This window comes from Sphingomicrobium nitratireducens (assembly GCF_026157035.1).
In the GTDB taxonomy this organism is placed as follows: Bacteria; Pseudomonadota; Alphaproteobacteria; order Sphingomonadales; family Sphingomonadaceae; genus Sphingomicrobium; species Sphingomicrobium nitratireducens.
Genome location: NZ_JANJZA010000001.1, coordinates 497,499 through 522,865 on the forward strand (window position 1 = coordinate 497,499; position 25,367 = coordinate 522,865).

The 25,367-nt window shown below is 66.7% G+C and carries 29 protein-coding genes; 11 read left to right on the forward strand and 18 right to left on the reverse strand.

The window, feature by feature from the left end:
- Window positions 1-36: 36 nt before the first annotated feature.
- Genes thiL through NNY25_RS02490 form a run of 5 tightly spaced genes read right to left on the reverse strand, consistent with a single transcriptional unit; the run spans window position 37 to window position 3,527 of the window.
- A complete protein-coding gene (gene thiL, locus NNY25_RS02470; protein ID WP_338112495.1) occupies window positions 37-1,005 on the reverse strand; it encodes a thiamine-phosphate kinase in 969 nt (322 codons plus the stop codon).
- Window positions 1,002-1,445, reverse strand: a complete 444-nt coding sequence (gene nusB, locus NNY25_RS02475) for a transcription antitermination factor NusB (RefSeq protein WP_265569773.1) — start codon at window positions 1,443-1,445, stop codon at window positions 1,002-1,004. Before nusB ends, thiL begins: the two co-directional genes overlap by 4 nt.
- 17 nt (window positions 1,446-1,462) lie before the next feature.
- Complete coding sequence (locus NNY25_RS02480; protein ID WP_265569774.1) at window positions 1,463-2,356, reverse strand: alpha/beta fold hydrolase; 894 nt, start codon at window positions 2,354-2,356, stop codon at window positions 1,463-1,465.
- On the reverse strand, window positions 2,353-3,237 hold the full coding sequence (locus NNY25_RS02485) for a pirin family protein (RefSeq protein ID WP_265569775.1): 885 nt from the start codon (window positions 3,235-3,237) through the stop codon (window positions 2,353-2,355). The genes NNY25_RS02480 and NNY25_RS02485 overlap by 4 nt, the downstream gene beginning before the upstream one ends.
- Window positions 3,234-3,527 (reverse strand): BolA family protein, encoded by a 294-nt coding sequence (locus NNY25_RS02490; protein WP_265569776.1) that lies wholly within the window; start codon window positions 3,525-3,527, stop codon window positions 3,234-3,236. The genes NNY25_RS02485 and NNY25_RS02490 overlap by 4 nt, the downstream gene beginning before the upstream one ends.
- A gap of 18 nt (window positions 3,528-3,545) precedes the next feature.
- Here NNY25_RS02490 and NNY25_RS02495 point away from each other — a divergent pair, with 18 nt between their 5' ends.
- On the forward strand, window positions 3,546-4,124 hold the full coding sequence (locus tag NNY25_RS02495) for a J domain-containing protein (protein WP_265569777.1): 579 nt from the start codon (window positions 3,546-3,548) through the stop codon (window positions 4,122-4,124).
- Here NNY25_RS02495 and NNY25_RS02500 read toward each other — a convergent pair.
- From NNY25_RS02500 to NNY25_RS02530, 7 genes are read right to left on the reverse strand one after another with little or no spacing between them, the layout of a single operon-like run.
- Complete coding sequence (locus NNY25_RS02500) at window positions 4,121-4,855, reverse strand: SIMPL domain-containing protein (protein WP_265569778.1); 735 nt, start codon at window positions 4,853-4,855, stop codon at window positions 4,121-4,123. The genes NNY25_RS02495 and NNY25_RS02500 overlap by 4 nt on opposite strands.
- A 58-nt stretch (window positions 4,856-4,913) precedes the next feature.
- Window positions 4,914-5,252, reverse strand: a complete 339-nt coding sequence (locus NNY25_RS02505; protein WP_338112496.1) for a dihydrofolate reductase family protein — start codon at window positions 5,250-5,252, stop codon at window positions 4,914-4,916.
- A 57-nt stretch (window positions 5,253-5,309) separates the two neighbouring features.
- Window positions 5,310-5,585, reverse strand: a complete 276-nt coding sequence (locus tag NNY25_RS02510; RefSeq protein ID WP_265569779.1) for a dihydrofolate reductase family protein — start codon at window positions 5,583-5,585, stop codon at window positions 5,310-5,312.
- Window positions 5,578-6,051, reverse strand: a complete 474-nt coding sequence (locus tag NNY25_RS02515; RefSeq protein ID WP_265569780.1) for a VOC family protein — start codon at window positions 6,049-6,051, stop codon at window positions 5,578-5,580. The genes NNY25_RS02510 and NNY25_RS02515 overlap by 8 nt, the downstream gene beginning before the upstream one ends.
- 9 nt (window positions 6,052-6,060) lie before the next feature.
- Window positions 6,061-6,846 (reverse strand): VOC family protein, encoded by a 786-nt coding sequence (locus tag NNY25_RS02520; protein ID WP_265569781.1) that lies wholly within the window; start codon window positions 6,844-6,846, stop codon window positions 6,061-6,063.
- Entirely contained in the window at window positions 6,843-7,193 is a 351-nt protein-coding gene (locus NNY25_RS02525; RefSeq protein ID WP_265569782.1) for a DUF1428 domain-containing protein, read from the reverse strand. Before NNY25_RS02525 ends, NNY25_RS02520 begins: the two co-directional genes overlap by 4 nt.
- Window positions 7,190-7,633 carry a VOC family protein gene (locus NNY25_RS02530; RefSeq protein WP_265569783.1) on the reverse strand — a complete coding sequence of 148 codons (444 nt, stop codon included), beginning with the start codon at window positions 7,631-7,633 and terminating at the stop codon, window positions 7,190-7,192. The genes NNY25_RS02525 and NNY25_RS02530 overlap by 4 nt, the downstream gene beginning before the upstream one ends.
- A 78-nt stretch (window positions 7,634-7,711) precedes the next feature.
- On the opposite strand from NNY25_RS02530, the gene NNY25_RS02535 reads away from it, so the two are divergent.
- Both NNY25_RS02535 and cobS read left to right on the forward strand, forming a co-directional pair.
- Window positions 7,712-8,368: a winged helix-turn-helix transcriptional regulator gene (locus NNY25_RS02535; protein WP_265569784.1), complete on the forward strand. Its 657-nt coding sequence runs from the start codon at window positions 7,712-7,714 to the stop codon at window positions 8,366-8,368.
- Between the two features lie 41 nt (window positions 8,369-8,409).
- Entirely contained in the window at window positions 8,410-9,417 is a 1,008-nt protein-coding gene (gene cobS / locus NNY25_RS02540; protein ID WP_265569785.1) for a cobaltochelatase subunit CobS, read from the forward strand.
- 77 nt (window positions 9,418-9,494) lie between these two features.
- On the opposite strand, the gene NNY25_RS02545 is transcribed toward cobS, so the two are convergent.
- Window positions 9,495-11,150, reverse strand: a complete 1,656-nt coding sequence (locus NNY25_RS02545; protein WP_338112469.1) for a M10 family metallopeptidase — start codon at window positions 11,148-11,150, stop codon at window positions 9,495-9,497.
- 408 nt (window positions 11,151-11,558) lie between these two features.
- On the opposite strand from NNY25_RS02545, the gene cobT reads away from it, so the two are divergent.
- Together cobT and NNY25_RS02555 are read left to right on the forward strand one after the other, a co-directional pair.
- On the forward strand, window positions 11,559-13,376 hold the full coding sequence (cobT, locus tag NNY25_RS02550) for a cobaltochelatase subunit CobT (protein ID WP_265569786.1): 1,818 nt from the start codon (window positions 11,559-11,561) through the stop codon (window positions 13,374-13,376).
- A gap of 213 nt (window positions 13,377-13,589) precedes the next feature.
- On the forward strand, window positions 13,590-14,489 hold the full coding sequence (locus NNY25_RS02555) for an esterase-like activity of phytase family protein (protein WP_265569787.1): 900 nt from the start codon (window positions 13,590-13,592) through the stop codon (window positions 14,487-14,489).
- Here NNY25_RS02555 and rpmB read toward each other — a convergent pair.
- On the reverse strand, window positions 14,486-14,776 hold the full coding sequence (gene rpmB / locus NNY25_RS02560) for a 50S ribosomal protein L28 (RefSeq protein WP_265569788.1): 291 nt from the start codon (window positions 14,774-14,776) through the stop codon (window positions 14,486-14,488). The two genes, NNY25_RS02555 and rpmB, sit on opposite strands and share 4 nt — an antisense overlap.
- A 181-nt stretch (window positions 14,777-14,957) precedes the next feature.
- Between rpmB and NNY25_RS02565 the strand changes: the two genes are divergently transcribed.
- Window positions 14,958-15,245, forward strand: a complete 288-nt coding sequence (locus NNY25_RS02565) for a hypothetical protein (protein ID WP_265569789.1) — start codon at window positions 14,958-14,960, stop codon at window positions 15,243-15,245.
- Between the two features lie 39 nt (window positions 15,246-15,284).
- Entirely contained in the window at window positions 15,285-15,746 is a 462-nt protein-coding gene (locus NNY25_RS02570; RefSeq protein ID WP_265569790.1) for a nucleoside deaminase, read from the forward strand.
- A 91-nt stretch (window positions 15,747-15,837) separates the two neighbouring features.
- On the opposite strand, the gene NNY25_RS02575 is transcribed toward NNY25_RS02570, so the two are convergent.
- Entirely contained in the window at window positions 15,838-16,527 is a 690-nt protein-coding gene (locus NNY25_RS02575) for a YiaD family glycine zipper/OmpA-like lipoprotein (protein WP_265569791.1), read from the reverse strand.
- A gap of 144 nt (window positions 16,528-16,671) precedes the next feature.
- Here NNY25_RS02575 and NNY25_RS02580 point away from each other — a divergent pair, with 144 nt between their 5' ends.
- Complete coding sequence (locus NNY25_RS02580; protein WP_265569792.1) at window positions 16,672-18,012, forward strand: hemolysin family protein; 1,341 nt, start codon at window positions 16,672-16,674, stop codon at window positions 18,010-18,012.
- Here the strand turns inward: NNY25_RS02580 and NNY25_RS02585 are convergent.
- From NNY25_RS02585 to purD, 3 genes are read right to left on the reverse strand one after another with little or no spacing between them, the layout of a single operon-like run.
- Window positions 18,009-18,506 (reverse strand): hypothetical protein, encoded by a 498-nt coding sequence (locus NNY25_RS02585; RefSeq protein WP_265569793.1) that lies wholly within the window; start codon window positions 18,504-18,506, stop codon window positions 18,009-18,011. The genes NNY25_RS02580 and NNY25_RS02585 overlap by 4 nt on opposite strands.
- Before the next feature lie 11 nt (window positions 18,507-18,517).
- Window positions 18,518-18,952, reverse strand: coding sequence for a hypothetical protein (locus tag NNY25_RS02590; RefSeq protein ID WP_265569794.1), 435 nt, complete (start codon window positions 18,950-18,952; stop codon window positions 18,518-18,520).
- Between the two features lie 41 nt (window positions 18,953-18,993).
- Window positions 18,994-20,250 carry a phosphoribosylamine--glycine ligase gene (purD, locus tag NNY25_RS02595; RefSeq protein WP_265569795.1) on the reverse strand — a complete coding sequence of 419 codons (1,257 nt, stop codon included), beginning with the start codon at window positions 20,248-20,250 and terminating at the stop codon, window positions 18,994-18,996.
- Here purD and xseA point away from each other — a divergent pair.
- From xseA to NNY25_RS02610, 3 genes are all read left to right on the forward strand, one after another.
- Window positions 20,249-21,748 (forward strand): exodeoxyribonuclease VII large subunit, encoded by a 1,500-nt coding sequence (gene xseA, locus NNY25_RS02600; protein ID WP_265569796.1) that lies wholly within the window; start codon window positions 20,249-20,251, stop codon window positions 21,746-21,748. The genes purD and xseA overlap by 2 nt on opposite strands.
- The gene (locus NNY25_RS02605; protein WP_265569797.1) at window positions 21,748-21,963 is read left to right on the forward strand and encodes a DUF2093 domain-containing protein; all 216 of its coding nucleotides are present in this window, start codon (window positions 21,748-21,750) and stop codon (window positions 21,961-21,963) included. The genes xseA and NNY25_RS02605 overlap by 1 nt, the downstream gene beginning before the upstream one ends.
- Window positions 21,964-22,140: 177 nt before the next feature.
- Window positions 22,141-25,314 (forward strand): TonB-dependent receptor, encoded by a 3,174-nt coding sequence (locus NNY25_RS02610; protein ID WP_265569798.1) that lies wholly within the window; start codon window positions 22,141-22,143, stop codon window positions 25,312-25,314.
- Window positions 25,315-25,367 lie beyond the last annotated feature (53 nt).

Sequence of the window (25,367 nt, forward strand, 5' to 3'; positions counted from 1 at the left end):
ACGAGGCCGGCAAGTCCGATCAGCCATTGGCGGGCATCATGTCGCGCGATGTTCATGACCCAGGGTCTCCGGCAATTCGACGGGTTTTCCGCCCGCGACGAGGGACAGTCCCTCGCCGGACCCGAGCGTCCCGACCCGGGTGAAGATGGTACCGGATGGTAAAGATTGTCTTACCGCCTGCGCCCTTTCGGACGAGATGGCGGCGAGCAGGGCATAATCGTCGCCGCCGGTCGCGGCGAACAGGCGGGCATCGCGCGTCACGCCGCGCGCGTCGCGGAACGCGGCGGACAAGGGCAGCGAGTCGAGGTCGATGGTCGCGCTGCACCCGCTCGCCCCGGCAAGGCGGTCGGCGTCGAGCAACAGCCCGTCCGACACGTCCATCATCGCATGGGCGAGCGGGGCGAGGGCGCGTCCCGCGGCGAGCTGGGGTACCGGGCGGCGATAGATGTCGACCAGCGGGCCAGTCGCTTCGGCATCGGTCTCGAGCAAGGCGAGCCCGGCCATCGCGTCGCCGATCGCGCCGACCAGCCACAGCTCGTCGCCGGGCTTGCCGCCCGAGCGCGATGGAACGCCATTGATCGAGCGCCCGATGGCGGTGAGGCCGAGCACGCGCGGTGCGCCTGCGGGAAGCGCGATCGTGTCGCCGCCCAGAAGCGGGAGGCCGTAGCTTTCGCCCGCCGCCTCGATGCCGGTGATGAAGGCTTCCTCCCACGCGCCCGGCTCCTCGCCATCGGCAGGCGGGGCGAGGGTCAGCGAGAGCAGGGCGCCCACCGGTTCGGCGCCCTTGGCGGCGAGGTCGGAAAGATTCACTGCTGCGAGCTTCCACCCGACGCTCTCGGGCGGGTCGTCGGCGCGATAGTGGATGCCCTGCGCGATCGTGTCGTGGGTGAGAACGAGATCGCCGAGCGTGGCGACGTCGTCGAGCAGGCCGCGCGCGTCGGGATGGCTGGCCTTGCGCCTGATCCGCGCAATCAGCTGCGCTTCGAGGCTGGGGCCGCGCGTCAGCCGCGCACGTCCTTGGCGATCGCGTCGAGGAGGCCGTTGACGAAGCCCTTTTCCTTCTTGTCGTAGAAGGCGTCGGCGACGTCGACATATTCGCTGATGACGCTGGCGCGGGGCACGTCGGGGCGCGCGACCAACTCGTAGGTGCCCGCGCGAAGGATGGCGCGCATCGGGCGGTCGAGCCGCTCGATGGTCCAGCCTTCGGATAACTTGTCGCCGATCTTGCCGTCGATCTCCTCGCGGCGCGCGAGCACGCCCGCGACGATATCGTCGAAGAACAGTACCTCGGCCTCGGCATAGGTGACGTCCTCGATGGTCGCGCCGAGGCGATGCTCGTGGAATTCGTGGATCAGCTGCGCCGTGGGCGTGCCTTCCATTTCCTGCTGGTAGAGCGCCTGGACCGCGGCGAGGCGGGCAGCGGAACGGGATTGCGATCTCGACATGGGCGCGCCCTTAGCCGCTAAAGGTCTGCGGCGGCAAGGAAAGGCTTCAGCGAAGCCGCGACTTTCTCGGGCGACTGCCACGGCGCGAAGTGGCCGACGCCCTCGAGCCGGTCGATCTGAAGATCGTCGATGAGCCCGTCGAGCCCATCCAGCTGGCACGGCCGCAGCGCGACGTCGTCCATCCCCCATACGATCTTCACGGGGACGTGGATGTCGGGAACACCGGTTAGCACCCAGTCGGGATAGGGTGCCTCTTCGCCGAGCGCGGGGACGAGCACCGGCGAGGCGCGGTACCAGTCGAACATCGCTTCGAGCGCACCATCGGCGCTCCACTGGTCGATGTAGCGCTGCCGTTCCTCGTGCGCGATGGTCGCAAGATCGACATGGGGCCCGAAGCTCTTTTCGAAGAAGGTGTCGAAGCCCATCCGGCGGACCGCGTCCTCCATGCCCGTCTCGCGGAAGCGGCGCATGTACTGGCTGGCCGCGCGCTGGTCGGGATCGTCGATGATCGTCTTCTGGAAGATAAGCGGGTGGGGCGCGTTGATGATTGCGAGCCGCTCGATGCGCGGGCCGCCGCGGATCGCCGCCGCCCATGCCACCGCGCCGCCGAAATCGTGGCCCACCAGCGCGAACCGCTCGATCCCCATCGTGTCGGCGAGCGCGAGGAGATCGGCGACGACGACATGGGCGCGATAGTCGTCGACGTCGTCGGGCCTGTCCGACGCGCCGAACCCGCGCTGGTCGGGCATGACGAGGCGGAATTCGTCTTCGAGCAATGGCGCGAGCGCACGCCACGTGCGGTGCGATTCGGGCATGCCGTGGAGGAGGATGACGGGCTTGCCGCCCTTGGGCCCCGCAGTCGCGACGTTGAGCGTGACGCCGGTCGAGAGCGCGATGCGCTGTTGGTTCACGGATAGCTGACCGTCTTGGGCACCTCGGGGAGCGGGATGCGCTCCTGCTCGTCGCCCGGGACCAGCGGGAAGCGGCGCTCCTGCCAGTCCTCCTTGGCCTGCCGGATGCGATCGCGGCTGGAGGAGACGAAATTCCACCACACGTGGCGTTTGGTCGAAAAGGCGGCGCCGCCCAGCAGCATCGCGCGGCCGCTGCCGCCGATCGCCGCCTCGTGCCCGGGGGCGAGGATATAGAGCGTGAAATTGTCGAGCCGCGCGCCGTCGAGCGTAACCTCGCCCTCGGTCGCGAGCACCGCGCGCTCGTCCGCTTCGGCCTCGATCGGGAGCGTGCCGCCGGCAAGGCGGATGTCGGCGTAGATGGTGGGGCTGTGCTGGGGCGTCGCGGCGCTCGCGCCCCACAGCGTCCCCATCAGGACGGTCGCGCCCGCTCCCTTGTCCGAGATCTCGGGTAGGTTGTCGGCTGGGACATGGTCGAAGGCGGGGTCGATCTCCTCCTTGCCGTCGGGCAGCGCGAGCCAGGTCTGCATGCCGTAGAGCTTCGGCCCCGCGGCGCGCTCTTCCTCGGGGCTGCGCTCGGAATGGACGATGCCGCGGCCCGCGGTCATCAGGTTGATCGCGCCCGGGCGGATCGTCTTGGAACTGCCGAGGCTGTCGCGGTGGTGGATCGCGCCCTCGAACAGGTAGGTGACCGTGGCGAGGTTGATGTGCGGGTGGGGGCGCACGTCCATGCCGTGGCCGGTTTCCATCTGCGCCGGGCCGAACTCGTCGACGAAGATGAACGGGCCGACCATGGTGCGCGGGCGGCTGGGTAGGACGCGGCGCACCTTGAACGCGCCGAGGTCGTGGACGGTGGGGGTGATCTCGATTGTGTCGGCCATCATTCCTCCCCGGGGGCGCGCGCCTTGATCGTGAGCGCGTGGACCTTCTCGCGCATCAGGTCGCCCAGTGCCTGGTAGACAAGTCGCTGGCGCTGGACGCGGTTCCGTCCGGCAAATGCCGTGCTTTCGACGACGAGCGCGAAGTGGCTTTCGCCCGACCCGTCATGGCCGGCATGACCGATATGCTGGTCGGACTGGTTGTCGAGTTTCAGCAGGGTCGGGGCGAGGGCCTCGGTGAGGCGGCGGATCATCTCGGCGGCGACGGGGCCGCGCGTGGTGGTCGTCTCGGTCATGACGACTATATAGGGAGCATGGGACGCAAGAGCTATGACGGACGGGTCGAGGGTGCCGAGGGCGCCTGCGCGGTCGCCGGGTGCGAGGCGCCGGGCGAATATCGCGCGCCGCTGAGCGCGGGCGATTTCGACGGGCCGGGCGCATACCGCTTGCTGTGCCTCGACCATATCCGCGAGCATAATGCCAAGTGGGACTTCTTCGCCGGGATGAGCGCGGAGGAGATTTGGGAGGCCCAGTCGCCGATCCCCAAGCATCCGCGCCGCGCGCGCGCCTTCTCGTTCGCCAAGGACAGCGATCCGGGGCCGGCCTGGGCCGATTTCGACGACCCGCTCGATGCGATCGCGGCGCGCTTTCGCGAAAGCGGATCGCTACGCGAGGCGCGCGCATCATCGCGCTTCTCGGGTTCCGAGCAGGCCGCGCTCGACGTGCTCGGCCTCAAGAGCGACACCGATCTCCACGCCGTGCGCGGGCGCTATTCGGAGCTGGTGCGGCGCTATCACCCCGACCGCAATGGCGGCGACCGGCGTCACGAGGCCCGGCTGACCAGGGTCATCGAGGCCTGGCAGACGCTCCGCAAGGCGAAGGCGTTCGCCTAGGAGGCTTGCTCGAGCGCGAAGGCCACCGAGACGCTGACCGTCTGGCGATTGACGCCCGGCTGGAACGGCGCGGGCGGCGGCGCGGGCGCGGTTTGCACAACGGCTGCGCTTTCGTTCATCGCCGCGTCCATCGAGACGATCGGGGGCGGATAGCCGCCGCCATAGGCGCCATTGTCGCGAATGGTGAGGATGCGCCCGACCTTGAGCCCTGCCGCTTCGGCATAGGCATCGGCGCGGATGCGTGCGTTGCGATAGGCCTCGGCATAGGCCGACTTGGTCGCGGCCTCGGGATCGGACACGACCAGCTGCGGGCCGCGCATCACGTTGGCGCCGGCTTCGGTCGCGGCGGTGACCGCGTCGCCAGCCTTCTCGACCGCGCCCATACGCACCTCGACCATGTTGGAGGCGCGGTAACGGCCGCGATCCTTGCCATAATCGATGCGCCCGAGGTTGAGCGTGCGGGTCTGGACCTGCTCTTCCTTGACGCCGAGCTCCATCAGCGCGGCGATCACCTTGCTGGTCTTCTCGTTGTTGAGCCGGGTCGCTTCGCGCGCAGAACCCGCCAGCGTATCGACGCCCAGCGTGAAGCGCGCCTCGTCGGGCTTGGCCTCTGCCTGGCCGGTGGCGCTGACGGTGAGCAGGGTCTCGTCGCGGTCGACGCCGCGCGGATCGGCCCCGGCCTGTTGGCAGGCGGCAAGGGCGAGGACGGGGAGGATGGCAAGGATACGCATGGACACTCTCCTGATGGGGAGCGTCGGATGTTATACTATAACATCAGAGCGTCAAGCGCTACCAGGTGCCGTCTGCCAGCCGCTTCTGCCGCGCGATCTCGCGTTCGCTCATGATCGGGATAGGCGCTTCGGGCGGGTAAGGCGGAAGATCGCCGCCGGGCCGTAACCGCGTGATGACCGTCCCCTTGTCAGTGACCTTGTGGTCGATCATCTCGAGCCGGCCCACTGGCGTGCCCTCGCCGAACAGCCGCTTTCCCGAACCCAGCGTGACCGGATAGGTCATCAGGATCAACTCGTCGATCAACCCGGCGTCGAGCAGGGGCGGATAGAGGGTCGAGGATCCCTGGATGACGATCCTGCGTCCCTCGCCATTCTTCAGCTCCGCAACCTCGTTGATGCCGCCAAGACGATGACTGTTCTGCCATTCGAGCGGTTGGTCGCCGCGCGTGAGGACCTATTTGTTCGCCCGGTCGAAGGCTTCGCTCATCGGCTTGTTGTCGCCCTCCGCATAGGGCCAGTAGGCGGCGAAGATGTCGTAGGTTCGCCGTCCGAGCAGGAGGTCGTAGTCGCCCGAAAAGACCGTGCCCAGCGTCTCCTCGATCCCCGGGTCCCACATCTTGAACACCCAGCCGGCCTGGTCGAAGCCGCCCTGGTTGTCCTCGCCCGGCCCGCCCGGGGCCTGCATGACCCCGTCGAGCGAGACGAATGCGGCACCGATGATGCTACGCATCGGCCACTGCGGCATCGAGCGCGGCGATGTCGATCTTCACCATGTTCTGCATCGCCGCGAACGCCGCCGCTGCAGTGGCCGGATCGGCCATCAGGTCGAGCAGGCGGCGCGGGGTCACCTGCCAGGCAAATCCGAAATGATCCGTGATCCACCCGCACGCCATCGGCTGGCCGCCCTTGGCCAGGATCGCGTTCCAGGCTTGGTCGGTCTCGGCCTGGTCTTCGGTAATCACGATCAGGCTGGTCGCTGCGCTGGGGGCGAAATGCGTGCCCCCCGCGAGCAGCATCACGCGCGTGCCCGCGATCGTCATGTCGACGGTGATCGGATCGCCCGCCTTGCCGCCGGGATAGTCGGCGGGCGAGGTGGCGATGTCGGCGATGCGGCTGTCCGGGAAGGCATCCTCGTAGAAGCGTGCCGCTTCGTCGATGTCCCCGTCGATCCACAGGCAGGGTCTCAGATCGCTCATCGCTTGCTCCTAGTTGCGGGGGCCGACGAGGCCGAAGCTTGCACCCATCGGGTCCATCGCCACCAGCGAATATTCACCGCCCGGGATTTGCATCGGCGGCTGGACGACCTGTCCGCCGCCCTCGCTGATCGCCCGCTCGGCGCGATCGATATCGTCGACCCCGACATAATATGTCCACAGCGACACGGGCATCGCGTCGGGCTTCTTCATGATCGCGCCGATCGCGGTGCCATCATGGTGAATGAACTTGTAGTCGCCCATCTCACCCATCGGCATCGCGCCGTCCTGTACCCAACCGAAACGGCGAGTGTAGAAATCGATCGCGCCATCCTGGTCGGTTGACGACAGTTCGTTCCAGCGGACGTGCTGAGGCCGGTCGACCGAGAAGACGTCGCTGACCGCGTCAGGCTGTCCCTCGGGCGGGATCGGATCCATCAGGTAGAAAGGCGCGCCCGACGGGTCGGTGACCATCGCGAGCCGTCCGACGCCCGGCTGGTCCCACGGCGACATCCTGATCGTCCCGCCGTCCTTTTCGATCGCCGCGGCGGTCGCATCGACATCCTCGACGTGAACATAACCGAGCCATACCGGCCGCGCGCCGTTCGCCCGCATCTCCTCGTTGAGCGTCATCACCCCGCCGGCATTGCCGCCGTCACTGCGCCCGATCATGCGGTATTCCAGCCCTGGCGCGACCGGGTCGGTGGCGATGTCCCAGCCCACGACCGCGTCGTAGAACGCCTTGGCTGCCGCCGGATCGGGCGTCAGCAGCTCGTACCAGATGAAGGCGCCGCTCATTGGTCGAGGATCGGCTTGAAGCCGCCATAGATCATGCGCTTGCCGTCGAAGGGCGGAGCGTGGGGTGGCTCATTCTCCATCCACTCCTCCATCTTCTTCCATCCTTCGTCGCGCGCCTCCTTGGACGGCCATTCGACGAAGCTGAACACGGTCCTCTCGCCATCCTCTGCCAGCACCGCGGTGTGGAAATCGTTCTGCTTGCCGACGGGGCAATCGTCCTCGATCGCTTCCACCACCCGGCTGGCGCCCCAGTCCTTGAGGCGCCCGGCCATGTCGCGCGCCATGGCGAGATATTCGTCCTCTTTCCCCTGCGGCAGCGGGATCAGGTAGCCGTCGACATAGCTCATGCGCCCGCTCCCGCCTCGACCATGTCGGGCGGTCCGCTTTCGGCCATCGCGGGGTCCATCCACATCGGCTCCCACACGTGCCCGTCGGGATCCTCGAAGCTGCGACCGTACATGAAGCCGTAGTCCTGCGGCGGGTTGGGATCGGCGGTTCCGCCATTCGCGCCCGCGGTCTCGGTGATGCGGTCGACCGCATCCTTGCTGTCCATGCTCACGCACAGCGCGACCTGCGCGTGGGTCTTCGCGTCGACCATCGCCTTGTCGGTGAAGCTTTTCCACTTGGGGTGCGAAAGGATCATCACGACGATTGTGTCGCTCCACTGCATCGCGGCGGCGGTGTCGTCGGTGAAGCGAGGCTCGTTGACGAAGCCGACCGCCTCGTAGAAAGCCTTCGACTTTTCGAGATCGCTGACCGGCAGGTTCACGAAAATCATCTTGGACATGAGGTCTCTCCTTCGCGAGTCGCCTTATGCATACCGCAAGAGTTGAAAATTACAACAAATAGGTTACATTAAGTAACAATGAGTTTCGATCCCGCACCCAGACGCCGCTACGAGGATGCCTGCGGCGCCGCTCATGGCCTCGAATTGCTCGGCGACCGCTGGACGATGCTCGTCCTGCGCGAACTGATGCTCGGCCCCCGCCGCTTCTCCTCGCTCAGGTCCGACCTTCCCGGCATCAGCGCGCGTGTCCTTACGCAGCGGCTGGCCGAACTGGAGGAGCGCGGCGTCGTGCGCCGCGTCACCCTGCCGCCGCCGGCCAGCGTGCAGGCTTACGAGGCGACCGAATGGGGGCTCGAGGCCGAACCGATCCTGCAGGAACTCGGCCGCTGGGCTGCGCGAAGCCCCTCGCACGACCCGAGCCTGCCGGTCAGCGCGGTCTCGATCATCCTCTCCTTCCGCACCATGATCGTGCCCGAGCGCGCGGCCGGGCTGGACCGCCGGTTCGGCATCGAGATGGGCGACCAGCAGTTCGTCGGGCGGCTCGAGGGCGGCGCGCTTTCGTTCGCGCAAGGAGCCGACGACGAGGCCGAGTTCGTAATTCGCGGCGCGCCCGAAAACTTCGCTGCCGTGGTCTATGGCGGGGCGCCGCGCGAGCTCGTCGAGATCGAGGGAGATGTGGCGGCGGCGGGCGAATTCCTGTCGCTGTTCACCCTGCCGCCTAAGGTCGGGGCGTGACTCTTGTTGAGCCGCGCGGGCCTCTCGCCTAAGAGCGGCGCATGACCGACTTGCCCAACACGAACGAAGCGAGCCGCGCCGAGACGATCCTCGCCGCTCCTGACAAGATGGTGAAGGTGCGCGAGGCGTTCGGGGTCGACAGCGACATGGAAGTGCCCGCGTTCAGCGAGGCCGACGAGCGCGTCCCCGATCTCGACCCCGCCTACGTGTTCGATCCGGACACGACGCTGGCGATCGCGGCGGGCTTCGCGTTCAACCGCCGCGTGATGGTCCAGGGCTATCACGGCACCGGCAAGTCGACCCACATCGAACAGGTCGCGGCGCGGCTCAACTGGCCGCTCATCCGCATCAACCTCGATGCGCATATCAGCCGCATCGACCTCATCGGCCGCGACGCGATCGTGCTCAAGGACGGGCAGCAGGTCACCGAATTCAAGGAAGGCCTCCTGCCGTGGTGCCTCCAGCACCCGGTCGCGCTCGTCTTCGACGAATATGACGCGGGGCGACCCGACGTGATGTTCGTGATCCAGCGTGTCCTCGAGACCGAGGGCAAGCTGACCCTGCTCGACCAGAACAAGGTGATCCACCCCAACGCCTATTTCCGCCTGTTCGCGACGACCAACACGGTCGGGCTGGGCGATACGACGGGCCTCTATCACGGCACCCAGGCAATCAACCAGGGGCAGATGGACCGCTGGAACATCGTCACCACGTTGAACTATCTGCCGGCCGAGACCGAGGCGCAGATCGTGCTTGCCAAGTCGGGCGAATATGACAAGCCCGACGGCAAGGAGACGGTGAGCAAGATGATCAAGGTCGCCGACCTGTCGCGGCAGGGCTTCGTCAATGGCGACATCTCGACCGTGATGAGCCCGCGCACCGTCATCAGCTGGGCGCAGAATGCGCTCATCTTTGGCGACGTCGGCTACGCCTTCCGCGTGTCGTTCCTCAACAAGTGCGACGAGGCGGAGCGGACGATCATCGCCGAATATTACCAGCGCGTGTTCGGCGATGACCTGCCCGAAAGCGTCGCGCACCGCGCCGAGTAGGCTCGCGTCGCAGGCATAAAGAAAGCCCCGCCCCGGACGGACCGGAGCGGGGCTTTTCTTTCGTGTTTGAGCGGGTGTTACGTGCCCGCGTCGAGGATCAGCTGCGCCTCGTCGAGGGTCGGCATGTTGGTCAGCTGGATCTGGACGTCGGCAGCGCCGTCGCCATCGAGATCGACCGACAGCATGCCGTTGAGGTACTGGACCTCGCCCGCCGTGTTCGAGAAGCCGGCATCACCGATAAACGCGAGCTCGCCGAGGCTGTCGTCGCCGAGGCCCGACAGGTCGATGAAGTCTTCGCCCGAGAAATCGGTGATGATGTCGACGATGCCCGGTGCGTCGGGATCGTCGAACACGAACGTGTCCGAACCGGCGCCGCCGGTCATCTCGTCCGCGCCGAGACCGCCGACGATCGTGTCGTCGCCGCCATAGCCGAAGATCACGTCGTCGCCCGCCTGGCCGTCGAGGAAGTTGTTGGCCTCGTTGCCCAGGATGCCGTCGCGCGCCTGGCCGCCGATGGCATTCTCGATGGTCACGCCATAGGCGATCGAGACGTTCATGTACTGGCTGGTGAGAAGGCCGGTAATCGGCGTCGTGCCTTCGTAGCCAGGGACCGCGCCGACAGACAGGAAGAAGGTATCCTGCGCCAGGTTCGCCGCGAAGTAGTTCGAATAGAAATCGAAGGCGTCGTCGATCTCGGCCTGGCTCGTGAGATACTGGAAGAGATAGCCCCCGCCCAGCGTCTCGCTATAGGTCTCGAAGTAGACAGATACGGTCGCCGCATACAGTTCGTCCGCCGTCGGCGGCGCACCGCCGATCGAGCTGAACGAGCCCTCGTGCAGGTCGATGAACTGCGACACGGTGAAGCCGGAAGCGTCGATCGTGTCCTCGCCGCCCGCATCGTAGATCGAGATGGCGGGATAGGGGTTCTGCTCGAAGTCGTAGACCCAAAGGCCGGCATTGCTGCCGAAGCCATAGGTCGTGTCGCCCGCGCGCGTGGTCGGATCGGCGCCGTAGGCCTGCTGGATGACGTAGATGTCATGCAGCTGGGGCGTCTGCGCGAAGGTGATCAGCGGGTCGCGGTAAAGGAGGTTCCCGTTCGCATCGCGCACGGCGATGAACAGATTCCAGTTGAGCGCGAAGGCGCCCGAATTGGGCTGGTCGAAATAGGACATGATCGAGAACTGGGTCGTGTCCTGAGCGTATTCGGCATCGCCCCCATAGGTCCCGTCGCCATTGTAACCGCCGGGATGGCTGAGGCCGAGCGAGTGGCCGAGCTCGTGGATGAGCGTCGTGTTGCCATAGCCGCCGGGCGAGAACCACTTATTGCTCGGGTTGTACTCGGGATCCATGACGAACACGTCGCTCTGGAACTTGTACCCCTGCTGGTAGGCCGGACGGAACGCGTACGCCTGACCCGCGATCAGATTGTTGGCGAACAGGATGTCCGCGCCGTTGCCGTTCTTCTCGACGAAGGTCTGCGGGATGAGATCGTCCCACATCTGGATCGCCTCACGCGCAGCGGCTTCCTGTGCGGGCGTGAAGGGCGAGAGACCCTGCGACCCGTACCCGTCCTTCGATCCACTCTGCTGGTTGTAGAGGCCGGTCAATACGGGCCCATCGAAGAAGCTGTAGGTGATGACGCCGTTGGAAGCGTCGATCTTGTAGCCTTCGCCATTGATCTGTTCGACCACGCCATCGAGATCGAGGATCGGAAGACCGTTGGCGCCGTTCACTCCGAAATAGGGAAAGTTGTCTAACGTGAGATCGCTGCGGTCCAGAATTTGATGACCGCGGTCGACCGCGCGCGGCTGACCGGGAAGGCCCGAAAGATCGTGATCATGCCCGTCGCGGTCCAATAGGTTGTGAAAAGCCTTACCCAAGACAAGTCTCCTGCCTGCTGTTCATCGATGTCAGGGAGAGCACCCCCGCGGTGACACCCGCGGCCTCCGTAATTTCGCAGCGTGGAAGCTGCTGAATGTAAACGTCAATACGGCATTAACCAATTTTTCTGCTCCACCGGAAAATCGTGTCTTCGAGGTCACTTTTTGAGTCTGGAAGCGGACTCTGGAGTGCGATTTTCCCGGATCGGGACGGGTGGGACGGTTTGCTTTTCGTTGCCTGGCGCGGCAGAGCCGTGCGCGATGAGCCAGCCCGACTCTCTCGATCGCTTCCGCCGCGCGCTGCTCGGCGCCTCGCGGGCGATCGCTCGCGATGCGGAACTGGAACTCGGCTTTTCCTCCGACCCGCTGCGCGACCGGACATTGTCGCGCGCCAGCGTCCCGCTGCCCGGCAACGATCTTCATCCGCGCGCGGTGGCCGAGGCGCGCGGGGCGGCCGATGCGGCGGCGCTGGTCAGGCGGCACCACGATCCCTCGATCCACGGCGCCCGCGCCCCTCGCGACGAAGAGGCCGGTGCGGTCTTCTCGGCGCTCGAGGAGCAGCGGGTCGAGGCGCTCGGCGCCAAGGCCTATCCGGGCGTGCGCGCCAATCTCGATGCGGCCTTCGCGGCGCGGATAAAGGGCGATGCGATCATCCGCGCGAGGAGCCGCGAGGAAGTACCGCTCGATACCGCGGTGGCGCTGCTCGCACGCCAGCGACTGACGGGCGAGGAGCCGCCTGTCGCGGCGCGCAATGGGCTGGCCCTTGTCGCCGACTGGATCGAAGAAAAGGCCGGGGCCGAGCTCGATGCGCTGGCGCTGACGATCGACGACCAGCAGGCCTTTGCGACGCTCGCGCGCAGGCTGATCGAGGATCTCGACCTGCCCGTCGAGGACCCGGGTGCCGAGGAGCAGGAACCTGACGAGGACGGCGAGGATCCGGAATCGGGCGACCAGGACCAGGACCAGGAAGGCGAGGACGACGAGGCCGGCGACCAGCAGGGCGACGCCGAGCAGCGTCCCGAGGAAAGCGACGGCGAGGAAGCTGGAGAGCCGGGCGACTACGAGCCGGGCGAGGAAGAGACGCAGTCGGGCGATGCCAGCGACGAGCTCAGCCCCGCGCCGCAGCCGCGCCGCAATCTCGCCGATGGGCCGCCCGTCCCCTACCGCGCCTTCACCACTGCGCATGACGAGGTGGTCGAGGCAGAGGAGCTTTGCGACGCGGAGGAGCTGGAACGGCTGCGCGCCTATCTCGACCAGCAGATGGGTTCGATGACGGGCACTGTTACGCGGCTCGCCAACCGGTTGCAGCGGCGGCTGATGGCGCAGCAGGCGAGGAGCTGGGCGTTCGACCAGGAAGAGGGGCTGCTCGATGCGGCGCGACTGGCGCGTGTGGTGGTCTCCCCCGCGCACAGCCTCAGCTACAAGATCGAGCGCGACACCGAATTCAAGGACACGGTGGTGAGCCTGCTGATCGACAATTCGGGCTCGATGCGCGGCAAGCCGATCTCGATCGCGGCGATCTGCGGCGACGTGCTCGCGCGCACGCTCGAGCGGTGCGGGGTGAAATCGGAGATTCTCGGATTTACCACGCGCGCGTGGAAGGGCGGACAATCGCGCGAGGACTGGCTCGCGGCGGGACGGCCGGCCAGCCCGGGGCGGCTCAACGACTTGAGGCACATCGTCTACAAGCAGGCCGACGAACCCTATCGTCACGCGCGGCGCAGCCTCGGGCTGATGATGCGCGAGGGGCTGCTCAAGGAGAATATCGACGGCGAGGCACTGCTCTGGGCGCACCAGCGACTGATCGCGCGCGCCGAGGAGCGCCGCATCCTGATGGTGATTTCCGATGGCGCGCCGGTCGACGATTCGACCGGGTCGGCCAATGGCGGCACCTATCTCGAAAGCCATCTGCGCAGCGTGATCGACTGGATCGAGACGCGCTCGACGGTCGAATTGGCGGCGATCGGGATCGGGCACGACGTCACGCGCTATTACAGCCGCGCGGTGACGATCATGGATGTCGAGCAACTGGGCGGCGCGCTGGTCGAACAGCTTGCGAGCCTCTTCGATGGGGCCTGAAAAAACTTGGGCCCGGCACGATTTACGCCATGCCGGGCCCCCCTCGTTACGCGACGCGAGGGAATCAAGCGGCGGGGAAAAGGGGAAAACCCCGCCTATGCAATGGGTTATAAGTGACTCGCGGTGCAGATTTGCTGAATGCCGATGACAGCATCCATTCAGCTTCATATGTCGGCTAACCGACTTAGATCATTACCTTTTTTTGCTTTGTCCGTGGCTATTCTGGCCGCCTGGCCGTTCCTGCGCGAAAGGCCTGATTTCAAGGGGGTTTCCCCCTCATCGTTCGAAGTCGAGCTGCGGTCGTTCGACCCCGGTCCGGCGCCCTCGGGCTGGACCCTTCACGGGGCATGGAAGATCGGCGCAAAGGCGGACCCGCGCCTGGTCGGCCTGTCGGGCATGGATTGGGACGACGGCGATCTCGTGATGGTCAGCGACATCGGGGCGATGGTGCGGATGAAGACGCCGGCGGCGGGGGACAGGACGGCGATCGCGCGGGCGCTGACGCTGGGGCGCGGTCCCGGTGCGCGGGGAACCGCCGATGCCGAAGGCGTGGTGCGCGAGGGTGGCCGCTGGCGCGTGGCGGTCGAGCAGTCCCACGGTGCCAATCTCTATCGCGATGACGGATCGCTCGTCGCGACGATGCGGCTGGGACGCCCGCCCTGGCGTCCCAATCGCGGGTTCGAGGCGATCGCCATGGTCGGGGGTGCGCCGCTGTTGCTGGGCGAATCGGGGCGGGTCGGAGCGATCCGGGTCGGCGAGCGCTGGCGCCGGGTGAAAGTGACGGGCGCTACCGGCCCGGTCACCGGCGCCGCGACCCTTGGGAACGGGCGCCTGCTGCTGCTGCAGCGCCATCTGGGGGTGCGGGGATTCTCGTCCTCGCTCGCGCTTGGCCGAGTCGATGGCGACACCGTTCGGGTCGAGCGGATCGTACCGCTAGCGACCCCGTCCAACGCCAACATGGAGGGCATAGCAGTAGAGCCGCTGGCGCATGGGCACCTGCGGCTCTGGCTGGTGTCCGACGACAACGGGCTGGCCGCGCTGGCCAGCGTGCTGATTGCCTGGGACGTGGAAGCGCGGGCGCTCGAGGGCGCCCCGCACCGCTCCGCCGATTAGGCGGCCGCGGTCTTCGCCTTGGCGATCTCGCGCTTCAGCTTCTGGGCCTTGGCCGAGAGCTTGTCGTCGCTGGTCTTGGTGAGCCAGTTGTCGAGGCCGCCGACATGTTCGACCGAGCGCAGGCCCTGCGTCGACACGCGGAACTTAACGCGGCGGTCGAGCGCCTCGCTGATCAGCGTGACATTCTGCAGGTTCGGAAGGAAAACCCGCTTGGTCTTGTTGTTGGCGTGGGAAACATTGTTGCCCACCTGCCGGCCCTTGCCGGTCAGTTCGCAAACGCGCGACATGATTCTTATCCTGATCTCTTGCGGGCAGCATTGCCCGGAAAGCGCCGCCCGATACCCGCTGATGCGCCAATCGTCAACCGGTTCGCCATTCCCGGCCATTCTCTCGCGCCATGTCGGAAACCCGACACAGGCTCGCGCGTTGGGTCAATGAAGGGAACGAAGGACTGTAGGGGCGCGAACCGTGCGTACGATCATTGTGATTCTCATTCTAGTTGTGGTGGCGCTGATCGCGGTGATCGGCACGGGGATGGTCGACATCCGCCAGACTCAGGCCGCCAAGGTTCCCGAATTCCACGCCGACGAGAACGGCATCGCGGCCAAGGGCGGTCGCCAACCGGCGTTCGACGTGGAGACCGGGACCATCTCGGTCGGCAGCGAGACCAAGGCGGTGACCGTGCCGACGCTCGACGTCCAGCCGGCCAAGGAGAAGCCTGCGAGCGGCTCCACCAAGTCGAAGCCTGCAGGCTGACCCTTTCCCCGGGCCCGCCCCCGCGCTAGCGGGTGGGCGATGACCGGCGGCTTTCCTCTTCCCGAACCCATGCGGCGCGCGCTGGCGCTGGCCGACGAGGCCGCTGCCGACGGCGAAGTGCCTGTCGGCGCGGTGATCACGGACCCCGCGGGGACTATCGTGGCCGAGGCGCGCAACGCGATGCGCGGCGGGAGCGACCCGACCGCCCATGCCGAGATGCTGGCGATCCGTCGCGCAGGTGAGGCGCTTGCGACCTCGCGGCTCGACGGGTGCACCTTGTGGGTCAGTCTCGAACCGTGCGCGATGTGCGCGGGCGCGATCGCCCTGGCGAGGATCGACAAGCTCGTGTTCGCCGCCGAGGACCCCAAGGGTGGCGGGGTCGTGCACGGCGCGAAAGTCTTCACCCAGTCGACATGTCACCATCGGCCCGAGGTGATGGGCGGGCTCGGCGAGGCCGAGGCCGCGCGCCAGCTCAGGGATTTCTTTGCAGCGCGCCGCTAGCCGCGCGCTTCTCTACCCAAAAAGAAAGGGCGGCCCTGATACGCAGGGTCGCCCTCTCGTCCATCCTTGGGTGGGGGGACAGGATGGAAAATCAGTAACCGGCGGCGCCGACGTCCTGCTGGCTCACCGGTGTCACCTTGATCTCGACGCGGCGGTTCTGCGCGCGGCCTTCCTCGGTGTCGTTGCTCGCGATCGGCTGGCTCTCGCCATAGCCGACGGTGGCGATGCGGGCGCGGTTGACGCCCTGCATGGTCAGATAGTCGGCGACTGCCGTGGCACGGCGCTGCGAGAGCTGCTGGTTGTAGGCGTCGCTGCCGACCGAATCGGTGTGCCCCATCACGTCGATGAAGGTCGATTCGTAGGCAGTGAGCGTCTGCGCGACCTCGTTGAGGGTCGAGCGGAACTCGGGCTGGACCTCGCTGCTGTCGAACCCGAACGTGATGCCCGCGGGCATGCGCAGGAGAAGATCGTCGCCCTGGCGGATGACGTCGACGCCGGTGCCTTCGGTCTCGCGGCGCAGTTCCTGCTCCTGCTTGTCCATGTAGGCGCCGATCGCGCCGCCCGCGACGGCGCCGATGCCGGCACCGATGATGCGTTCGGTACGGTCGTTCTTGCCGCCGATCACGTCGCCGAGCAGGTAGCCGCCGAGCGCGCCCAGCACCGTGCCGACGCCGGCCTCGGTCGAGATCCGCTTCTGTCCGGTCATGGCGTCCGTCGTGCAGGCGCCGGTCGCAACCATGGCGCCCGCTGCGAGAATCACGGGAAACTTTGAAATACGCATGAGAAGAAAACTCCTGAGTCTTGCTGTTCTCCGGCTCAATCGCCCCGCGGCGCCCTTTGTTCCGCTGCCAGCACGGGATTTGCACGCTTCATCGCACCCGCTTGTCGCGCCGCCGTTTTGGCGGCATGAGGGGCAAAGACGCCCATGAGCGAGACCTTGCTTCCCATCCCCTGGATCGATGTCCTCCTGATTATCGCGCTGATCGCGATGAACGGGCTGCTGTCGATGAGCGAACTGGCCATCGTGTCCTCGCGAGAGGCGCGGCTGAAGGCGATGGCGCGTGACGGCAGCAAGGGGGCCGAGCGCGCATTGGCCCTCGGTGCGGAGCCCGGGCGATTCCTGTCGACGGTCCAGATCGGGATCACCCTGATCGGCATCCTCGCCGGTGCCTATTCGGGTGCCAGCCTGGGCGAGCCGGTCGGACAGCGCGTCGCGCTCCTCGGTGTCGATCCGGAGACGGCATCGGCAGTCGGTTTCGGCATCGTCATCGTCCTGACCACCTACGTCAGCCTCGTTATCGGCGAGCTCGTGCCCAAGCAGTTCGCGCTGCGCAACCCCGAGCCGATCGCCGCGCTCGTCGCGCGCCCGATGGGCGGTCTTGCGCGACTGACCGCGCCGCTGGTGTGGCTGCTCGACCAGACCAGCGCGCTGATCTTCAAGCTGGCGGGCCTCAAGCGCGAAGCCGACAAGGTCGTGACCGCCGAGGAACTCCATCTCGTCGTCGCGGAGGCGAAGACGTCCGGACTGCTCGAGGAATCGGAGCGTGCGATCATCTCGGGCGTGGTGCGCCTCGCCGACCGACCGGTGCGCGAGGTGATGACACCGCGGACCGAGATCGACTGGATCGACGCTGGCTGCACCCGAGAGGACATCCGCATGGCCCTTTCCGCGAGCCCGCACAGCCGCCTGCCCGTGGCCGAAGGGTCGGTCGACGAGATCATCGGCGTGGTCTCGACGCGCGACCTTCTGGCCGCCCAGCTCGACGGCAAGCCGCTCGACCTGCGCTCGCTGGCGCGGCCCGCGCCGGTCATTCCCGACCTGATGGACGCGATGGATGCGCTGGCCGTGCTGCGCGCCGCGGAAGTCCCGCTGGCGCTGGTCCACGACGAATATGGTCATCTCGACGGGATCGTGACGCCTGGTTCGATCCTGGTCGCGCTGGCCGGGCACTTCATCAGCGACGAGGAGGGCGAGGACCCCGTCATCGCGCGCGACGACGGTAGCTACCTCATTTCCGGTGCGGCCAGTGCCGACGTGCTCGAGGATCGTCTCGGCATGCGGCTCGGCGAGGAGCGCGACTATTCGACCGTGGCAGGGTTCGCCCTGTCGGTGCTCAAGCGGCTTCCCGAGGAAGGCGAGAAATTCTCCAGCGAAAACTGGACGTTCGAGGTGGTCGACATGGACGGGCGCAAGATCGACAAGCTGATCGCGGCGCCCAAGCGCAAGAAGCGCAAGGCCGCCCAGTCGCCCGTCGCCGACGGTTAGAGCTTGCCGAACTTCGCCTCGTAGCCGTCGGTATCGCCGCGCGCGAGATAGTCGGCCTGCTCGACGATCCGGTCGCGCTGGAAACGGCCGCGGAAAGCACCGAGCTGCGCGTCGATCGCGTCGACCTGGCCGGGCGAGAGCTTGGCGATCTGGTCGAAACGCACGATCCCCATCTCGCCGAGCATGCGCGCGAGCTTCGGACCGACGCCCTTGAGTCTGCGCAGATCGTCGGGCGCGCCGACGGCGCCCGGGAGGTGCTCGTGCACGTCGGAGCGCAGGATATGCCCGGCCACGTCGCTCGCCGCGGCGGCGGCCTCGTCGACGATCCCGCGCCCTTCGCGGCTGCGACCGTCGGCGACCATGTGCGGACGGACCGGCGTGTCGTCAGACAGGCGCACCGTCTGCTTGGGCCGGAGGACGAGGAAGCCGACGACCATGCCGACGACCAGCGCGACGAGAAGGATGGGCCAGTAGGCAGCGAGAAAGGCGTCCATGAAGTGCTCCCTCAGATGGGTGACCAGGCGATCGCGCGGCGACGCAGCGCGACAAGATAGGCGATAATGAAGCCGAGTGCGAACATGCCAAGCGCGACAAGTTCCGCTTCGACCACGAGCGGGAGGACGATGGGGGCGGTGACGGTGCCGCCGCCGGGGCGCCACCAGCGCACATCGACCACGCCGGGTACGCCGCCGATGATGCGGTCGAGCTCGCCGCGCTGGAAGTCGTCGGCGGGGCCCGCCAGCCACATGCGGCGGGTCAGCGGTCCGCGCTGCATGAAGCCGTCGATCTCGTCCATGTCGTAATAATCGAGGTTGAGCCGCGTCAGCGCTTCCGCCCTGGCGGCGAACCGCACGCCGGCCTGGCCGAGCGGACCGTGCCACAGCGCGGCAAAGGCCATCACGGCGGCGATCCCGGCGATGACGATCTGGCGCGGCTTCATCGTATTCCCTGTGGCATGATCGCGCGGAGCCCCGCAAGCACCTATCCTGCCGCGCGTTCCAGTTCGCGCCAGCCGATGTCGCGGCGCGCGAAACCGTCGACATAGTCGATCTTCCCGAGCGCGGCGTAGGCCGCGTCGCGGGCCTCGGCGAGCGTGCCGCCGGCAGCCGTCACCGCGAGCACGCGCCCGCCCGAGGCGACGAGCTCTCCGTCCTTTTCGGCGGTGCCGGCCTGGAAGACGATCGCGCCGTCTTCCTCGGCCTCCTCGATGCCCGAAATCGCGCCGCCTGTCCTCGGCGTGCCCGGATAGCCGTCGGCGGCCACGACCACGGTCATGACGTGCGCGTCTTCGAGCAGGATCTCCAGGTCAGCGAGTTCGCCCTCGGCGACCGCGAGGCACATCTCGGCGAAGTCGCCTTCGATGCGTGGCATCACCACCTGGCATTCGGGATCGCCGAAGCGGACATTATACTCGATCAGCTTGGGGCCGTCGGCGGTCAGCATGAGGCCCGCATAGAGGATGCCGTTGAAGGGCGTGCCCTCGTCGGCGAGCGTTTCGGCGGTGGGGCGCACGATCTCGTCCATCGCCCGGTCACGCAGCGCGTCGGTGAGGACGGGGGCAGGCGAATAGGCGCCCATGCCGCCCGTATTGGGGCCAGTATCGCCTTCGCCCACGCGCTTGTGGTCCTGCGCGGAGGCGATGAAGCGCACTTCGCGGCCCGCGACGAAAGCGAACAGGCTGGCTTCCTCGCCCTCGAGAAATTCCTCGATTACGAGCGGGGCGTCGCCCGCCTCGCGGATGGCTTCTTCGGCTTCCTCGCGGGTCATCGCGACGGTCACGCCCTTGCCCGCGGCGAGCCCGTCGGCCTTGACCACGACGGGGGCGCCGAAGCGGTCGAGCGCGGCCAGGGCGGCGGCCTGGCTGGCGGTGCGTTCGTATCCTGCGGTCGGAATGTTCGCGCGTGCGCACAGATCCTTGGTGAAGCCCTTCGATCCCTCGAGCTGCGCGGCGGCGGCCGACGGGCCGAGCGTGGCGATCCCTTCATCGCGCAGCCGGTCGGCGACGCCGGCGACCAGCGGCGCTTCGGGGCCGACGACGACAAGGTCGATCGCCTCCTCGCGAGCCAGTGCGATCACCGCGTCCGCGTCGCACGGGTCGATTGCGGCGAGGCGGTCGGCCCAGCGGGCCATGCCCGGATTGCCCGGCGCGCAGACGAGCTTGTCGCAGCTCGGCGATTGCGAAAGTCGCCAGGACAGCGCATCCTCGCGTCCGCCCGAACCCAGTACCAGGATGTGCATGTCGTTCCCCGAAGATGAAGCCCCCGGCCTGTTAGCGAAGTCGGCTGCCGGCGACAACGCGGCGCCGCTCAGCGTCTCCGACCTGTCGGGCGCCTTGAAGCGCACGGTGGAAGACGCGTTCGGCCACGTGCGCGTGCGCGGCGAGATTTCGGGATGGAAGCGCGCCGCCTCGGGCCACTGCTATTTCACCCTGAAGGACGAGAATGCCTGCATCGACGCGGTGCTGTGGCGCGGCCAGTCGCAGCGGCTCGCTTTCTCGCCCGAGGACGGGGCCGAGGTCATCGCGACCGGCAAGGTGACGACCTATCCCGGGCGCTCGAAATACCAGATCAGCGTGACCAGCCTCGAACTGGCGGGCGAGGGGGCGCTGATGGCGCTGCTCGAGAAACGCAAGCGCGCGCTGGCCGCAGAAGGCCTCTTCGCGTCCGAGCGCAAGAAGGACCTGCCCTACCTGCCGCGCGTGATCGGCGTGGTGACGAGTCCGACGGGGGCGGTCATCCGCGACATCCTCCACCGGCTCGAGGACCGCTTCCCCACCCACGTGCTGGTGTGGCCGGTGCCGGTACAGGGCGAAGCGGCGGCGCCTGCGGTGGCGAGCGCGATCCGCGGCTTCGACGCCTTACCCGCGAGCGGCGGGCGGGTTCCGCGCCCCGACCTGCTGATCGTCGCACGCGGCGGCGGGTCGATCGAGGATCTTTGGGCCTTCAACGAGGAAGCGGTGGTGCGCGCGGCGGCCGACTGCTCGATCCCGCTGATCAGCGCGGTCGGGCACGAGACCGACGTCACGCTGATCGACCACGCCGCCGACCGCCGCGCGCCGACTCCGACCGCAGCCGCCGAAATGGCGGTGCCGGTGCGCCGCGACCTCGTCGCGTTCGTGGGCGATCTCGCGCAGCGCGCGGGCAAGGGCCTGTCCCGCCGGCTCGACCGGAGCGCGGAACGGTTCGCGCTGGCGGCCGAGCGATTGCCCGAGCCCGCCAGCCTCGTCGACCAGCGCGAACAGCGGGTCGACGAGTTGACGCGGCGGCTGGGGCAGGGCCTGTCGGGCCAGTTGTTTAAGGCGGGCGGACGGCTGGCCGAATGGACCGGACGGCTGGATGCGGGGCGACTGCTCGGCAAGCGGGCGAGGGAGGGCGAGGCGCGGCTGCTCGAACTGGTGCGGCGCATGCCGCGCGCCGATCGCTATCTCGCGGCGAGGTCGGAAAGGCTGGCCTCGCTCTGGCGGCTGGCGGACCTCGCGCATCCCGAGCGACCGCTCGATCGCGGATTCGCGCGGGTCAGCGCCGGCGACGGGGCGAGCGTGACGTCCGCCGAGGCGGCGCGCCGCGCGGTCGAGGTCACGCTCCACTTTCGCGACGGGTCGGTGGACGCGCGCACGGACGGCGCCGCGAGCGCGGCCAAGGCCCCGGTTGCGCCCCGGGGACGCAGGCCCTATCGCACGCCCTCGGCGCCGCAGCCCGGCCTGTTCGACGATCCCGGCGCCCAGGGAGACGACTGATGCTCAACCGCGGCGGCCGCGAGGCGAAACTGCACTATCTCGACGGGACGTTCCGGGTGCTCGGCCATGGCGATCACGTGCGCTGCGCGGTGACCGGCCAGTCGATTCTCCTGTCGGAACTGCGCTACTGGTCGGTGGCGCGCCAGGAGGCCTATTTCGACGCCGCCGCGAGCCTCGAAGCGGAGCGCCGCGCGGCCAATATTGACCCCCGTTAAAGGGCTCCGTCGGCCATGTGACATTCGTGACACAGTTGAGTCACAAAAGCCCGTTTCCCCTCTGGCGACGCTTTACACACCCCCCTCATTTCCCGTTAACAACGTCCCCACGTGGGGGTGAATTGCGCCTGCGAGAATTTGGGGAGGCCAAAAGGCCACCAATTTCAGGAGACTGTAATGAAGAAAGCAACTTTGCGCGCGACTGCCGCTTGGCAGGCTCTTGCGCTTCTCGGCGCTGGTGCGTCGACCGCGTTTATCGCGGCCGCCCCGGCGGCGGCGCAGGACTATACGCGCGGTAACATCGTTGGCACCGTCGAGGACGCCAGCGGTACCCCGGTGGCCGGCGCGACCGTCACCGTCACCAACAACCAGCAGGGCTATTCGTCGACCACCGTCACGGATGCCAACGGTAACTTCCGTGTCGTCGCTCTCGCGAGCGGCACCTACACCGTGATCGTCGAAAAGGACGGCCAGGTGCAGGTCGAAGACCGTGGCGTCACCGTCGTCGCCGGTCAGAACAACACCTTCTCGTACATCGCCGGCGAAGCTGCCGTCGATCAGCAGCCGGACGGCGTCATCGTCGTTACCGGTACCCGTATCCAGGTCGACGACTTTGCCTCGACCCAGACCGGTGCCACGATCGACGTGCAGGAACTGGCCGAGACCGTTCCGGTTTCGCGCAACGCGAACGCGCTGATCCAGCTCGCTCCGGGTACGACCGCGGGTGACGCGGGCTTCGGCAACCTCACCTCGATCTCGGGTGCGACGGTTGCGGAAAACGCCTACTACATCAACGGCCTGAACGTGACCGACTTCCGTGGCTTCCTCGGCCAGTCGGACATCCCGTTCGAGTTCTACCGCACCTTCGACGTCAAGACCGGCGGCTATCCGGCCGAATACGGTCGTGCGCTCGGCGGCGTGACCTCGGCTGTTACCAAGTCGGGTTCGAACACCCTCAAGGGCGGCGCGATCATCACCTACTCGCCGGACTGGCTGCGTGAAGATTCGCCCAACACCTACCTGTCGATCAACGAGCTCGACTACTCGATGAACGTCGGTGCCGACCTTTACCTGTCGGGCCCGATCATCAAGGACCGCCTGTTCTTCTACGGCATCTACAGCCCCGGCTGGTTCGAGACCGAGAACACGGGCGCCAGCTCGGAAACCCGTACGCGCTCGACTTCGGACGACGCGTTCTGGGGCGGTAAGCTCGACGCGATCCTGTTCGACGGTCATCGCCTCGAGTTCACCTACTTCAACGACAAGAGCACCGTGAAGACGGCGTACAACACCATCGATCTGACCCGTGCGACGGCTCCGGCCCCGAACACGGTCGATCCGGAAGGTGGCCTGGACTACGTCTACAACGGTCTCGGCGTCCTTCGCGGTAACGTCGAAAACGACGACGGTGGCGACAACTTCATCGCCAGCTACACCGGTCAGTTCACCGACTGGTTCACCCTGTCGCTCGCTTATGGTGAGAACCGCGACGTGTCGACGCAGCACGCTGTGCCGAACATCGCGCAGGGCATCTCGCGCATCGGCGATTGCGCCGTGCTCGGCTCGTGTCTCGCGGCGCCTGTCTACAACGTCTACGGTACGGTTACCGGCGACGTCGAAGACATCAACATCCGCAAGATCTACCGCGCGGATGCGGACCTCTATCTCGACTTCATGGGTTCGCACCACTTCCGTGCCGGCTTCGACTACGAGAAGCTGTTCGCGGGTGAAGCCACGCGGTACACTGGTGACGGCTATCGTTACGACTTCCGTCGCAACCTGACGCTGCGTCGCCTGTACAGCAACTACGGTGAGTTCAACACCAACATGCGGGCCTTCTACCTGCAGGACAGCTGGTCGCTCATGAACGACCGCATCAACCTGCAGCTGGGCGTCCGTAACGATCGCTTCCGGAACTACACCAAGTTCGACGAGCTCTATTATGACTCGGGCGATCTGTGGGCTCCGCGTCTGGGCGCGACCATCGACGTGTTCGGTGACAAGCGCACCAAGCTGAACGTCTTCTGGGGTCGTTACTTCCTCCCGATCGCGACGAACACCAACCTTCGTCTCGCCGGTGAAGAACTCTACGTCCAGCAGGTCGACTTCTACGGCACCGGCAGCATTGTCGACGCCGACGGCGACGGCATCCCGGACAACTACATCATCAACGAGAATGGTGACGTCACCAACTTCGACGGCACCGGCTTCTACGGCAGCGACTGTCCGGATGCCTACGTTGCCCTCACCGGCAAGGCGGGCGAGAAGTGCGCCATCTTCGCCGATGGTACGCTTGCCGCGACCGACGCTCTCGTCAGCTCGAACCTCGAGCCGTCGAAGTCGGACGAATGGCTGATCGGCTTGTCGCACCGCATGGGCGACTGGACGTTCGGTGTCGACTACGTGAACCGTCGCCTCGGCCAGACGCTCGAAGACGCCGCCATCGACGCCGGTGTGCTCGCTTACTGCGACGCCAACGGCGTGACGGGTTGCGCTTCGGTCTGGACCGGTTTCCACCAGTACGTGCTGATCAATCCGGGTTCGGACGTGACGGTGCGCCTGGACGGCGATTGCACGATCGACGGCCAGTGCGATGTCGTGACGCTGAACGCGGAAGACATCGGCTATCCGGAAGCCGTTCGTAAGTACGACGCGGTGCAGTTCACCATCGATAAGGCGTTCAACGGTCTGTACCAGTTCAATGCGAACTACACGTACACCGATCTGCGCGGTAACTTCGAAGGTGGCGTGAAGTCCGACAACAACCAGACCGACACCGGTCTGACGCAGGACTTCGACCAGCCGGGCTTCCTGGATGGTGCCTTTGGCGATCTCGCCAACGGACGCAAGCACTCGTTCAAGTTCTACGGTTACGTGCAGCCCATCGAATGGCTCGGCATCTCGACGAACATCATCGTGGAATCGCCGCGTAAGTTCAGCTGTATCGGTAACTACAAGAACGACTCGAGCACGTTCGAATACTCGTACGGCGCCGCTTCCTACTACTGCCGTCAGGCGGAGTTCGGTGGTGACGGCCTGTCGTCGGGTACGGCGGCTGACGGTGCGGGCACCGGTTCGGTCCTCGTCCCGCGCGGCACGGCGTTCGAATCGCAGTGGAACAAGCGTGTCGACTTCGGTCTGTCGTTCGACCTCGCGCCGCTTTCGCTGCCGGGTTCGCAGTTCCGTATCGACGTGTTCAACATCTTCAACTGGGACCAGAAGCTCGACTTCAACGAGTTCGGTGATGTCAGCTACGGCGGTATCAACGAGAGCTACGGTCGTGTGACCGGTTACCAGGCTCCGCGTTCGGTCCGCTTCACGCTGGCCATGCGCTTCGGCGAGGACAAGTAAGTCCTCACCGTCGGGTAACCGACAGCCAAAAGGGGAAGGGGCGGTGTTTCACC